The 13,411-nt window shown below is 68.3% G+C and carries 10 protein-coding genes; 1 reads left to right on the top strand and 9 read right to left on the bottom strand.

The genetic code is table 11. The features are described from left to right. The first annotated feature begins 41 nt into the window (after window positions 1–41). Window positions 42–1,853, top strand: a complete 1,812-nt coding sequence (locus tag J3P31_RS02345; protein ID WP_246849185.1) for an MFS transporter — start codon at window positions 42–44, stop codon at window positions 1,851–1,853. Between the two features lie 57 nt (window positions 1,854–1,910). Here the strand turns inward: J3P31_RS02345 and J3P31_RS02340 are convergent, their stop codons facing one another. The 9 genes from J3P31_RS02340 to J3P31_RS02300 all read right to left on the bottom strand — a co-directional run bounded on the left by J3P31_RS02340 (window position 1,911) and on the right by J3P31_RS02300 (window position 13,406). Continuing rightward, entirely contained in the window at window positions 1,911–2,192 is a 282-nt protein-coding gene (locus J3P31_RS02340) for a hypothetical protein (protein ID WP_210526771.1), read from the bottom strand. Between the two features lie 67 nt (window positions 2,193–2,259). Further along, complete coding sequence (locus J3P31_RS02335) at window positions 2,260–3,423, bottom strand: fumarylacetoacetate hydrolase family protein (protein WP_210526770.1); 1,164 nt, start codon at window positions 3,421–3,423, stop codon at window positions 2,260–2,262. A 59-nt stretch (window positions 3,424–3,482) separates the two neighbouring features. Next, window positions 3,483–6,593, bottom strand: a complete 3,111-nt coding sequence (locus J3P31_RS02330; RefSeq protein WP_210526769.1) for an efflux RND transporter permease subunit — start codon at window positions 6,591–6,593, stop codon at window positions 3,483–3,485. Between the two features lies 1 nt (window position 6,594). Beyond that, window positions 6,595–7,821 carry an efflux RND transporter periplasmic adaptor subunit gene (locus J3P31_RS02325; RefSeq protein ID WP_210526768.1) on the bottom strand — a complete coding sequence of 409 codons (1,227 nt, stop codon included), beginning with the start codon at window positions 7,819–7,821 and terminating at the stop codon, window positions 6,595–6,597. Between the two features lie 142 nt (window positions 7,822–7,963). Further along, window positions 7,964–8,989, bottom strand: coding sequence for an ABC transporter ATP-binding protein (locus tag J3P31_RS02320; protein ID WP_210526767.1), 1,026 nt, complete (start codon window positions 8,987–8,989; stop codon window positions 7,964–7,966). Window positions 8,990–8,992: 3 nt separating this feature from the next. Then, window positions 8,993–9,826 (bottom strand): carbohydrate ABC transporter permease, encoded by an 834-nt coding sequence (locus J3P31_RS02315; protein WP_210526766.1) that lies wholly within the window; start codon window positions 9,824–9,826, stop codon window positions 8,993–8,995. Then, window positions 9,826–10,806, bottom strand: a complete 981-nt coding sequence (locus J3P31_RS02310; RefSeq protein WP_210526765.1) for a carbohydrate ABC transporter permease — start codon at window positions 10,804–10,806, stop codon at window positions 9,826–9,828. Before J3P31_RS02310 ends, J3P31_RS02315 begins: the two co-directional genes overlap by 1 nt. Window positions 10,807–10,917: 111 nt before the next feature. Further along, complete coding sequence (locus J3P31_RS02305) at window positions 10,918–12,207, bottom strand: ABC transporter substrate-binding protein (protein ID WP_210526764.1); 1,290 nt, start codon at window positions 12,205–12,207, stop codon at window positions 10,918–10,920. Between the two features lie 173 nt (window positions 12,208–12,380). Beyond that, on the bottom strand, window positions 12,381–13,406 hold the full coding sequence (locus J3P31_RS02300; RefSeq protein WP_210526763.1) for a LacI family DNA-binding transcriptional regulator: 1,026 nt from the start codon (window positions 13,404–13,406) through the stop codon (window positions 12,381–12,383). Window positions 13,407–13,411 lie beyond the last annotated feature (5 nt).

Here is a 13,411-nt window from a genome sequence, read left to right as displayed (position 1 = left end):
ACGACATCGCCGGCAACGAACGGCCCCAAGAGGAGGAAGTTATGGCATCGATCGATATGGGGACGGACATCAACCGGACCCGTCCCATGACCCGGGAGGAGAAGAAGGTCATCATGGCCTCCTCCGCGGGCACCATCTTCGAATGGTACGACTTCTATCTGTACGGCTCGCTCGCCGCGATCATCGGCGCGCAGTTCTTCACGCCCTTCCCCGAGGCCACGCGCAACGTCTTCGCGCTCCTGGCCTTCGCGGCGGGCTTCATCGTGCGTCCCTTCGGCGCGCTGGTGTTCGGGGCGCTGGGCGACCTCGTGGGCCGCAAGTACACGTTCCTGATGACCATCCTCATCATGGGGGCCTCGACCTTCCTGGTGGGCCTGCTGCCCAACTACTACCAGTGGGGCGTGGCGGCGCCGGTCATCCTGATCGCGCTGCGGATGCTGCAGGGCCTCGCGCTGGGCGGAGAATATGGCGGCGCGGCCGTGTACGTGGCCGAACACGCCCCCATCGGGCGCCGCGGCTACTACACCGCCTTCATCCAGACGACGGCGACGCTGGGGCTCCTGCTCTCGCTCATCGTCATCATCTCGGTGCAGGGCTACGTGAACGGCAACTATGCCGACCAGCCGGTGCTGGACGCGGCCGGCGCGGCAATGATGAACGCCGATGGCACGCCGATGATGCAGAAGGCGTTCAACGCCTGGGGCTGGCGGATTCCGTTCCTCGGGTCGGTCATCCTGCTGCTGGTGTCGCTCTACATCCGCCTACAGATGCATGAATCGCCCGCCTTCAAGAAGATGAAGGAAGAGGGCACCGCCTCCAAGGCCCCCCTCAAGGAAGCCTTCGGCAACTGGAAGAACGGCAAGTTCGCCCTGATCGCGCTCTTCGGCCTCACCGCCGGGCAAGCCGTGGTCTGGTACTCGGGCCAGTTCTACGCGCTGTTCTTCATCCAGAACGTCGTCAAGGTGGACAGCTTCTCGGCCAACGTCTTCGTGGCCTGGTCGCTGATCCTGGGCACCGGCGGCTTTCTGTTCTTCGGCTCCCTGTCGGACCGCATCGGCCGCAAGCCGATCATCCTGGCCGGCTGCCTGATCGCCGCCCTCACCTACTTCCCGGTGTTCGAGGCGCTGACCCGGATCGCGAACCCCGCGCTCCATGCGGCGCAGCAGACCCCGGTCACCGTGACGGCCAACCCCGAGGATTGTTCGTTCCAGTTCAACCCGACGGGAACGGCCAAGTTCACCTCGTCCTGCGACATCGCCAAGGCGCAGCTCGCCCGCACCTCCGTCAACTACACCACCGTCGAGGACCCGAACGCCACCACGGCGACGATCCAGATCGGCGACGCCGTCATCAACTCCTACGATGCGGCGGCAGTGACGGGCGATGAGGCCAAGGCCGCCAAGACCGCCTTCGAAACTTCGGTCAACGACGCGCTGAAAGGCGTGGGCTACCCGCTCGTGGCGGCCGACAACACCTCCGTCGCGGTGGCGTCGAACTTCTTCGACATCTTCACCGGCCAGAAGCTCGCCATCGTGGCGATCCTCACCTACCTGATCCTGCTCGTCACCATGGTCTACGGTCCCATCGCCGCCATGCTCTGCGAGCTGTTCCCGACCCGGATCCGCTACTCGGGCATGTCGCTGCCGTACCACATCGGCAACGGCTGGTTCGGGGGCCTGCTGCCCGCGACCGCCTTCGCGATCTCGGCACAGACCGGCAACATCTACTCGGGCCTGTGGTACGCCATCATCGTCGCGGCGATGACGGTGGTGATCGGGGCGATCTTCGTGCCCGGCGGCACGCAGAACAAGTCCATGTTCACCGACGATCCGGAGCACAAGCTCCACCACTGACGCCGGACCTCCGGTCCAGCCGCCGCCCCCGGAGCCCACTCCGGGGGCGGTTCGCGTTCAGGGCATCATCCGCAGAACGACATGCCGGATCGCCATCACCAGCGCGAGCAGCAGCAGGTTGGCCAGGATCCCCACGGCCACCAACTGCCAGAGCGGCAGCCCCTCCTCGCGGCCGGTGGTCATGGGGATGATGAAGGCCACGAACAGGACGCCAAAGCCCAAAGGCGTCCAGCGGCCCGTCACAGCCTCGGTCCGCAGCATCGTGACGACCAGCGCCACGAGCAGCCCCAGTCGGAACGGGTCCGTGAGTTGCGCGGAGAGAATCTCGCCGAGAGTCATGGCACGGTGTCTCCTTGTCGGTCTTGCCTTTCAAAGACTAGGCCGCCCGCAAAGACGGCCCAAGGGCCTACAGGAGGCCGCGTCCCGCCAGGTTCCGCATCAGAGCGCCCGCCCCAAAGGTCCATTCGGGGGCCTCGGTGGCCAGCCGAACGGTGTTCACAAGGCGGCCCAGCGGCGGCGCGGCGATGGTGACGACATCGCCCGGATGGTGCGTGAAGCCCTGCCCCGGCGCGTCCCGATCCTCGGTCGGCGCGAAGAGCGTGCCGAGGTAGAGCATGAACCCGTCCGGATACTGGTGGTGACGCCCCCTTGTCTGGGCCACCAGGTCCAGCGGGTCGCGGCTGATCTCGGACATGCTGGAGCGCCCTTGCAGGATGTGGCCGTCCTCCCCCTCGACTTGCAGCGACAGCTCCAGGCGGCGGACCTCCTCCATGCCGAAGCCGTCGTCCAGAAGCCGGATGAACGGCCCGATCGAGGCCGAAGCGTTGTTGTCCTTGGCCTTGCCGAGCAGAAGCGCCGACCGGCCTTCGACATCCCGCAGGTTCACGTCGTTGCCCAGCGTCGCCCCGCGGACGCGCCCGCGCGAATCCACCGCCAGCACGACCTCGGGCTCCGGGTTGTTCCAGCGGGACACCGGATGCAGCCCGACATCCGCTCCCCAGCCGACGGCCGCCAGAGGCTGGCACTTGGTAAACACCTCGGCGTCGGGGCCGATCCCGACCTCCAGGTACTGCGACCACAGCCCTTCCTGTTGCAGCAGGCGCTTGACCTCCTCCGCCTCCTCGGACCCGGGCACGAGATCGCGGAGCCGTTCGCCCACGACGGCGCTGACCCGGCCCCGGATCGCTTCGGCACGGGTGGGATCGCCCCCGGCACGCTCCTCGATCACCCGTTCGATCATGGACCGGGCAAAGGTCACGCCGCAGGCCTTAATCGCCTGAAGATCTGCGGGCGCGAGCAGCCTGGTCGCGTCCGGGTCGCCGGACCGCGCCGCCCCGAGGCTCGCCGCCGCGATCTCCTCGACCGACCCGACGTCGTCACCAGTCGCGCCCGCCACGAAGTCCAGGAGGTCGTTGCGGTCGAGCAGCGCGCTCATGGTCGGCACCTCGGCCGAGGTGATGTCCAGAAGCCGTCCGCCGCGCAGGGCCACCACGGCCGGTCCCCGGCCCGCGCGCCAGATCCGCCCCACGAAAATTCCCTCGGCCGGCAAGGCCAGAGTCGCGTCGTCCATGTCAGTCCTCCCTGTCTCGGGCCAGATTGTCAGGCTGCGGCCGCGACCGGAAGGGCGGCCTACTCGGCCGGGGCGCCGTGATCCGGCGGCGCCGGAAACAGCCCCGACGCCCACCGCCCAAGGCTGTCCATGAAGGTCAGCGCGACCGGCACCACCACCAGGGTCAGCAAGGTCGAGGATATCAGGCCCCCGATGACCGCGTGGGCCATGGGCGCGTTCTGTCCGCTCCCGCCATGCAGGTTGAGAGCGAGCGGCAGCATCCCGAAGATCATGGCAAGCGTGGTCATGACGATCGGCCGGAACCGGGTCTGGCCCGCCTCGACCAGAGCGTCATACAGGTTCGCTCCATCCCGGACCCTCTGGTTCGCGTTGTCCACCAGCAGGATCGCATTCTTCACGACCAGTCCCATCAGCATCACCACGCCGATGACCGAGAACATGTTCAGCGTCGAGCCTCCGACCAGGAGCCCGATCAGCACGCCGCTGATCGAGAACGGCAGCGACATCATGATCGCCAGCGGCTGGAGGAAGCTGCCGAACTGCGACGCCAGCACCAGGTAGATGAACACGACCGCAAGGACGAGCGCCGTCTGCGCCGACTGTCCTCCTTCCTCCAGCTGCTCGCCTTCGCCGCCTTCGGTGATCCGGTAGCCCAGAGGCAGGTCGACGGCCGCAACGGCGCGGGACACCTCGGCGCGCACGTCGCCCAACGCGCGGTCGGAGATGTTGGCATCGATGGTGATGTTTCGGAGGCCATCGGACCGGCTGATCTGGGTGGCCCCCGTCGAGGGCACCAGCCGCACCACCTGGTCGAGCCGGATGAACCCGCCGCCATCCCCCGTCGCGATCGGCAGGGCCCCCAAGGCAAGGGCGTCGTTCCTCAGCGCCTCGGGCAGTTGCACGTTGATCTCATGGCTCAGCCCCTCGGGCGAGGTCCAGTCGCCGACCCGCTGGCCGCCCAGGAGGGTGGACAGCGTCCCGGCGACCGTCTCGAGGTTCACCCCAAAGTCCTCCGCCGCCGCCCGGTCAAGCCGCACGGCCAGGGTCGGCTGCACGTCCTCCAGGCTCGAGGTCACGTCGGTGATGCCGTCGATGGCCCGCAGCCGCGCCATCAGCTCCTCGGCCAGCCGCTCCAGCGCGACGAAGCTGTCGCCCCCGATCGTCAGTTCCAGTGGCGAGGCGATGGCCCCGAACCCGTTCGCCGCCCCCAGATTCACGTCGATGCCCGGCACGACCCGGAGCGCCTCGCGCACGGCCCGCGTCATCTGCTGGGGCGTCCGGTCGCGGTCCTCGGCGGGCACGAGCGTCACGTTCACCGTCGCCCGCGTCGATCCGCCTGCGTTCATGCCCGAATTGATGGTGGCATAGGTCCGCTCCACCTCGGGGAAGGAGGTGATGATCGCATCCACCTGCCGGACCTTGGCGGCGGTGTAGTCGAGGGACGATCCCGCCGGAGTCTCGAACCGGACGCGGAACTCGCCCGTATCCACGGTGGGCTGGAACTCCACCCCGATCCGCGGCACCAGCATCAGGCTCGCCCCGAGAGCGAGGAACGCGGCCAGTAGCGTCGTGTACCGATGCCGGAGCACGATGCGGACCAGCCGCCCGTAGCCGCGGGCCAGCGCCTCGAAGGCCCGGTCGAACTGGTGGACGGCGCGCCAGATCGGCCCCTTGCGGCTGCGCGGGTCCACGGCCGGATCGTACCACACCGACGACATCATCGGGTCGAGCGTGAAGGCGACGAACAGGGAGATCAGGACCGCCACGGACACCGTGACCCCGAACTGGAGGAAGAACCGTCCGATGATGCCTTCCATGAAGGCGACCGGCAGGAAGACCGCCACGATCGAGAACGTCGTGGCGAGCACGGCGAGCCCGATCTCGTCGGTCCCCTCGAGCGCGGCGCGACGGTGGGACTTCCCCATGTTGAGATGGCGGACGATGTTCTCGCGCACCACGATGGCGTCGTCGATCAGCAGGCCGATGGCGAGGCTCAGCGCCAGCAGCGTCATGATGTTGAGCGTGAAGCCCAGCATCCAGAGCACCGTCATCGTGCCGATCACCGAGATGGGCAGCGTCAGGCCGGTGATCAGGGTGGACCGCCAGGAGTTCAGGAACAGGAACACGATGACGGTGGCCAGGGCCGCGCCCTCGATCAGCATGGACTGGACGCTTTCGAAGCTGTCCTCCACCTCGACCGCGTTGTCGCGCACCACATCGATGCTCGCGCCTTCGGGCAGGGCACCATCCAGCAGCTCGGCGATGGCGGCTCGGACCTCCTGCGCGACCTCGACGGTGTTGGCGCCCTGCTGCTTGATGATGTCGATGGCCAGCGCCCGCTCGCCGTCCAGCAGGGCGAGCGAGGTCGGCTCGGACTCCCCCTGGGCCACGGTCGCCACGTCCCGCAGTCGCACGGGCTGCCCGTTCTGGCTGCCCACGGTGATGCCTAGAAAGTCCTGGGCGTCGCGGATCCGCCCCTCCACGGTCACGGTCTGCACGTCGGTCCGCGACTTCAGGCTGCCCGCCGGGCGGTCCTGGTTCTCGCGGGCGAGCGCGGCGGTGATCTGCTCGACCCCAAGGCCGAAGGCGTACATGCGGTTCGGATCCACCAGGATGTCGACCTGCCGGGTCGTGCCGCCCACCACCGACGCGCTTCCCACCCCCTGGATCGCGAGAAGGCGCCGCGCGACGACATCCTCGGCCAGCGCGGTCAGGTCGCGGGTGGACAGGCCCGGCGCGCTGACCGCGAGCGACATCACAGGCTGGGAGGACGGGTCGAAACGAAGGACGCGCGCGTCCTCGGCCCCGTCCGGGAAGGCGGCCTCGACCTGCGCCAGCTTGTCCCGCACGTCCTGCGCGGCGTCCGCGGAACGGACGCCCAGGTCGAAGCTGAGGATGACCTGCGCCGCCCCCGTCCGTGAGGTGGAGCGGATCTCGTCGATCCCGGCGATCGTCGCCATCTGCTCCTCCAGCGGGTCGACGATCTCCTCCTCGACGGCTTCGGGGCTCGCGCCCGGAAAGGACACGACGATGGCCACCACCGGCACATCCACGTTGGGCAGCTGGTCGATCGCCAGCCGCTGGTACGACACGAATCCGAAGATCGTGATGGCCAGCATCACCATGGTCGCAAAGACCGGCTGCGCCACGCTGATCCGGGTCAGGAACACGTCAGAAGTCCACCAATTCGACCGGCTGGCCGGCCTCCAGATCCGGCAGCGCAGCGGTCACGATCCGCTCGCCGGCCGTGAGGCCCTGGACCTGGACCAGATCGCCCTGCCAGCTTTCGCCCACGCTCACGTCGCGCCGCGCAAGGGCGTCGCCGACGATGGCAAGGACATGGGTCCCGGAGTCGTCCTCGCGCAGGGCGGTGCGCGGCACGGCAAGAGCGTCGGTGGCCTCGGCCACCACGATCGCGCCGGTGCCGAACATTCCGCCCACGAGGGCTCCGTCGGCGTTGTCCACCGCGACAAAGGCGGTCAGGGTTCGCGTCCCCTCCTCGGCCACGGGGGCGATCCGCTCCACGACGCCGGCGAAGGTGCGACCCTCGACGCCATCCACCTCCAGATCCACCCTCTGCCCAGGCCGAAGCTGCGCGCCGGCCGCGACGGGGGCGGACGCCACCATCTCCATCCGGGTCGGATCCACGATCGTCAGGAGCGGCGTCCCCGCCGCCACGACGGTCCCGGGCTCCACCGAGCGGGACGCCACGACCCCGGCAAAGGGGGCACGCACCGTCGCGCCCGCGAGCGCGATCTCCGCCGCGCGAATCTGATCCTCCTGCGCCGCCAGCGTCGCCTGCTGGGCGGCGATGCTGGCCTGGAGGTCCTCCAGCGACGCCTCGGCCGCGACTCCCCGTCCGACCAGCGCCTGTTGCCGTTCAAGCTGCCGCTGCGCGAGACCAAGCTGCGCCCGCGTGGCCTCGGCGTTGCTCCGGGCGAGCGTCATGTCCAGCGTCAGCCGCTGGACATCCACCTGCACCAGCGTCGCGCCGGGCTCGACCGCGTCCCCGGGCCGAACCGCGACCTCATCCACGCGTCCGCCGGTCTCGGCCGACAGGTCGGCCCGTTGCCAGGGCCGCAGGCTGCCCAGCACCTCGACGGTCCGCCGGAGCGTCGCAGGCTCCAGCGTGGTCCACTCGTCGCGGTTGATCTGCATGACGGCGGGCTGCGTCGCTTCCGTCGTCGGCACGGAGGGCGCGGCTTCGGGCGACCGCCACCACCAGGCCGCCGCGCCCACGACCGCCAGAAGGGCCACCACCAGCACGGCGGGCCAGCGGCGCCGGACGGGGTGGCCTAGGCGTGCACGCTCGGCCGCCGCGCGCTCGCGCCGCGACATGGCCCAGTCGGGCTTTGCCAGGGGGTCCACCGACCCGAGATCCGCAATGTCCTTGGCCATCCTCGCCGCCATGAGAAGCGGCGCCGTCCACCGCATCCCAGAGGTAGGGCCGGGGCTCGCTCCGGTTCAAGGCCACATGGGGCCACCACGCGCAGAGGTGACCCGGGGCCGTCCGCGATTGTGGGCCCCAGGGGGCGTCGGGCTATTCCGCGGCCAGGGGCGCCTGGACCGGGCGGCCGCTTTCGTCGAAGCGGTGCAGCGTGCCCGGACGCGGCATCAGCGAAATGGTCGCTCCGTCCGCGACCGCGACCTTTCCGGGTTGGCGCACGATGATGGGCTCGCCCGATCCCACGTCCACGAACAGATAGTTGTCGCTCCCCAGGTCCTCCGCATGGACGACCTGCCCGGTCCACATCCCCTGCCCCTGCGGCACGATGTCGATGTGCTCGGACCGGATTCCCAGCGTGGCGCAGCCATGCGCCGCCGCGAACGGCCCGGTCAGGAAGTTCATCTTGGGGCTGCCGATGAACCCCGCCACGAAGACCGAGTTCGGATGGTCGTACAGCTCCGTCGGGGTGCCGACCTGCTCGACCCGGCCGTCGCGCAGCACGCAGATCCGGTCAGCGAGCGTCATGGCCTCGACCTGGTCGTGCGTCACGTAGATCATGGTGACGTCGCGCATGTCGTGGTGCAGCTTCGCGATCTCGAGCCGGGTCTGCACCCTCAGCGCGGCGTCGAGGTTCGACAACGGCTCGTCGAACAGGAACACGCGGGGGTCGCGGACGATGGCGCGGCCGATCGCCACGCGCTGCCGTTGCCCGCCCGACAGCTGCTTGGGCAGCCGGTCCAGCAGGTGGTCGATCTGGAGCATCTGGGCCGCCCGCCGGACCCGCGCCTCCATGTCCTGCTTGCTCGACCCGCCGAGCTTCATGCCGAAGGCCATGTTGTCGTAGACGGTCATGTGCGGGTAAAGCGCGTAGCTCTGGAAGACCATCGCGATCCCGCGCTTGGACGGGATCACGTTGTTCATCTTCTCGCCATCGAAGAAGAGGTCGCCCGTGCTGATGCTCTCAAGGCCCGAGATCAGGCGCAGCAGGGTGGATTTCCCGCAGCCCGACGGGCCGACGAAGACCATGAACTCGCCGCGCCGGATCTCCAGGTCGATGCCCTTGATGACGTTCACCGCGCCGTAGGTCTTGGTGACGTTGCGAAGCTGGATGTTGGCCATGGCTTACCCCTTGACGCCGCCGGCGGTCAGGCCCGCCACGATTTTACGCTGGAATATAAGGACAAGGACGATCAGCGGCACGGTCACGATCACCGAGGCCGCCATGATCGGACCCCAGGGGATCTCCTGCGCGGAGGCCCCGGACAGGAGCGCGATGGCCACCGGCACCGTGCGCCGCGTCTCGTCCACCGTGAAGGTGAGCGCGAACAGGAACTCGTTCCACGCCCCGATGAACGCGAGCAGCCCCGTCGTGACCAGCGCGGGCCAGAGCAGCGGCAGGAAGACCCGGCTGATGATGATCCAGGGGGTCGCCCCGTCCACGATGGCGGCTTCCTCGATCTCGACGGGCAGGTCCCTCATGAAGGTGGTCAGCACCCAGACCGTGAAGGGCAGCGTGAAGATCGTGTAGCTCAGGATCAGCGACCAGGGCGTATTGTAGAGCCCCAGCCAGTTGATGAGCTCGAAGAGTCCCGACAGCACGGCGATCTGCGGGAACATCGACACCCCGAGGATCGTCATGAGCAGGAGCCCGCGCCCCCGGAAGCGCACCCGCGCCAGGGCATAGGAGGCCGTGACCGCCAGGAACAGCGCCGCGACCACCGTGACCGAGGCCACGAACACCGAATTCAGGATGCTGCGCCCGAAGGCTCGCCCGGACAGCACGCTGGTGTAGTTGGCGGTGTCGAAGCTTTGGGGCAGGAAGTTGGGGATGAAGAGCTGCGTCCCGGTCTCGAAGCTCGAGAGTAGGGCGTAGTAGAATGGAAAGACGGCGATCAGGACGATCAGCACGACCCCGACGTAGAACATGACGTTCCAGAAGATCGACGATCCGGCCATCAGCTGCGCTCCCCGCTCAGGTCGACGCGGCCCAACCAGATGTAAAGGGCCACAAAGATCGCGATGATCGCGAACAGCAACGTCGACTGCGCCGAGCCCTCGCCGTAGTCGCCGAACTGCTGGAGGTTGAGGTAGCTCAGCACCGACATGGTGACCGTGCCCTCGGACCGAGGCGTGAGGACATAGATCAGGTCGAAGATCCGGAGCGCGTCGAGCAGGCGGAAGATCACCGCCACCATCAGCGCCGGCCGGAGCAGCGGCAGCGTCACCCGGAAGAACACCTTCAACGGGTGGATGCCGTCGATCCGGGCGCTCTCGTACATGTCGCGCGGGATCATCTGCAGCCCCGCGAGCATGAGGAGGGCCATGAAGGGCGTCGTCTTCCAGACGTCCACGATCAGCACCGCGATCATCGCCGTATCCGGGCGCGCGGTCCAGGCGATCGGCGCATCGATGAGGCCGACCGACAGGAGCATGCTGTTGATGATGCCGAACTGGTCGTTGAGCATCCAGCCCCACATCCGCGCCGACACGATGGTCGGGATCGCCCAGGGGATCAGGATGGCCGCCCGCACGAGGCCACGGCCCCGGAACTCGGAGTTGAGCACCAGCGCGACCAGGAGGCCCAGCACGGTCTCGAGAGCGACGGAGATGAAGGAGAACCGGACCGTGTTCCAGACCGCGTTCCACCAATCCGCGTCGGCCAGGACGCCGCGCCATCGGATCTCGCCGTTGTCGCGCACGCGCCAGGTCAGGTAATTCTCAAAGCCCACCCATTCCGACTGACCATTGAAGATCGTGTCCGACGTGGCGTCGGTGAACGAATACATGATCGACCGGAACAGCGGCCAGGCTGCGACGAAGAACAGCATGAGGAGCATCGGGGCCAGGAACCAGAAGGCAGCGCGCGCCCTCTGCTGCTGGAGCCCCGTTTCCCGGTGCGCTGCCCGTTCTGCGGATGCGGTGATGGTGGTGGTCATGGGGCCGAGTCCTCCCGCTCGGTGTCGGGCGGCCACCCGCGACCCGGGGCGGCCCGTCGCCCGAAGCGGCCCGGGCGGGGCCTGCCCGCCCGGACCCTTTCATCCAGGGCCTCAGTCCTCGAGCAGATCCTCGAGATCGGCCTCAAGGTCGTCGAGCGCGTCCGCGGCGTCCTCCTCGCCCGAGATCACGCTATGGACGGCCGTGAAGAACAGCGTGGACGTCTCGTTGTAGTCGCCCTGGGTGGGCGCGGACGGACGGGGCACGGCCTGCTGGAACACCTCGGGCCAGCGCGCGAAATAGGGGTTCGCCTCCAGCACCTCTGGGTCCTCGTAAAGGGCGGGCAGCGTCGGGAGGTTGCCCTCGTTCAGCGACCGCTGCTTCTGCGCCTCGGCCGAGCCCAGGTACAGCGCGAGGTCCATGGCCGCTTCCTGGTGCTGGCTGTACTTGGAGACGGCCATGTTCCAGCCGCCCAGGGTAGCGGCCGACTGCGCCCCCTCGCCCGAGCCCATGGGCAGCGGCGCGACGTCGAACTTGCCCTTCACGGCCGAGTCGTCGCCGTTGCCCAGCAGGTAGGCATAGGGCCAGTTGCGCATGAAGACCGCGTTCCCGGTCTGCCAGAGCCCGCGCGCCTCTTCCTCCTGGTAGGCCAGCACCCCCTCGGGCGAGATCGTGCCCACCCAGCCGCGCGCCATCTCCAGGGCTGCGGCGGCCTGCTCGTTGTTGACCGAGATCGTGCCGTCCGGCTCGACGATCTGGCCGCCGCCGTTGGACTTGATCCACTCCAGCGCGTCGCAGGTCAGGCCCTCGTAGGCGTTGCCCTGCCAGACAAAGCCCCAGATCTCGGAATTTCCCTCGGCCCGCTCGGCGTCCTGGATCTTCTGGGCCGTCTCGGTCAGCTCCGCCCAGGTGGTCGGGACCTCGGCGCCATGCTTCTCCAGGAGGTCGGTGCGGTAATACAGAGCCGGCGCATCCGTGAAGATCGGGATCGCCACCAGCTTGCCCTCGACCGTCTGCGATTCGATGATCGAGGGGAAGTTCTGCTCGATCAGGCCGGCCTGCGTGGCGGCTTCGGTCATGTCCACGAAATGCTCGGCCAGTTGCGGCGCCCAGATCACGTCCGTCTGGTACAGGTCGATGTCGCTGTTCTGCGCCGCGAGCCAGAGCCGGTACTGCCCGAACTGGTCGGTGGTCGAGGCCGGCATCGGCACGAGGACAGCGTCATTGCCGGTCCGATCCTCCCAAGGCTTCACGAGCGCATCGAAGTTCGCCACCGCCGCGCCCACGGCGCCGGACACCACGGTGACCTGCACGCCCTGCGCGAGCGCTCCGGAGGCGGCCAGCGCGGCCAGGGTGGCCAGGGCGGACGACCGCAGCGCGATCGCCTTGAGCTTGTGGTTCATTAGGTCCTCCCGAATCTCGGCGGCTCCCCGCCTTTTGTTAGGCCTCGGACACGCCCGAAACGTTTTGGACGTTAACGAGCGGTCGCCGCGCGCGTCAACTGTTTCGTCTCCGTCCCTGGCCCATTAAGTACGTCGCAACATTCGTCCGTCAACGAAACGGTGCGGTGGAAACGTCACGGCAGATTGGCCACCGACTCGCGCTGGATCAGCGCCACTTCGCCCAGTAGTTGCAGCTGGGCCATGGGCGCGCCATCGACGGCGCTGGCCAGGATGCGCGCCAGGTGCGGCCAGCCCAGCGCGAGAGGCGACCACGTGGTCGTCAGCGGCGGGTCGAAGGCCTGCGCCCGGAGGCCCGGCAGGTCGTCGTCATGGGCGACCACCGATACGTCGTCGGGCACGCGCAATCCCAGCGCCCTGAAGGCTTGAGACAAGCCGAACGCAAGGCGAAGGTTTCCGCAGACCACGGCCGACGGCTTCGGCCCGCCGTCGCCCCAAAGCGCCACCCCGGCCAGCAATCCCTCGGCCTCGGTCATGGGACTGAACCGGTGAAGGCGCGCCTCCTCCTCCAGCCCCGCCGCCGCCAGGGCAGCCCGGTAACCGCGGCGGCGCGAGGCCGCATAGGTCCGTCCGCGCGGTCCATTGAGAAAGGCGATGCGAGGGTGGCCGGCGGCAATCAGCAATCCGGTCAGCGTTTCGGCGACGCCTCGGTTGTCGATGTCGAAATAAGGGTAGTCCTCCGGCTCCTCGATGCGGCCGTGGATCACGAAGGACACCCCGGCCTGCCGGAGAAAGGCGACCCGTCGATCCCTGAGCTCCGGATCGAGGAGCACGAAGCCGTCGATCGCCCCCCCGCTGGTCAACCGCCGATAGACCTCGACGATGTCGTCCTGCGGGTCGGCGATATGCAGGACGAAAGGCCGCCCCAGTCGTGACAGATGCTGCGACAGGGTGCCTACGATCTGAACGAACATCGCGTTCTCGCTCTCGGGCGGGATGCCTGGCAGCACGAGCCCCAGCATCCCCGACCGGCCAGTAACAAGCCGCCGCGCCGAGACGTTGGGCTGGTAGCCGAGTTCCCGCGCCGCCAGCCGGACCCGTTCCCGCGTCTCGGCCGAGACATCGGCATGGTTGTTCAAGGCCCGGCTGACCTGCGTGACGGACAGGCCCAGGTGGCGACTCAGGTCGCGAAGCGTGGTCATCTCGT

The sequence above is a fragment of the Rubellimicrobium arenae genome, assembly GCF_017916275.1.
GTDB classification, from domain to species: Bacteria; Pseudomonadota; Alphaproteobacteria; order Rhodobacterales; family Rhodobacteraceae; genus Rubellimicrobium; species Rubellimicrobium arenae.
This window is presented reverse-complemented; position numbering and strand designations above follow the sequence as displayed.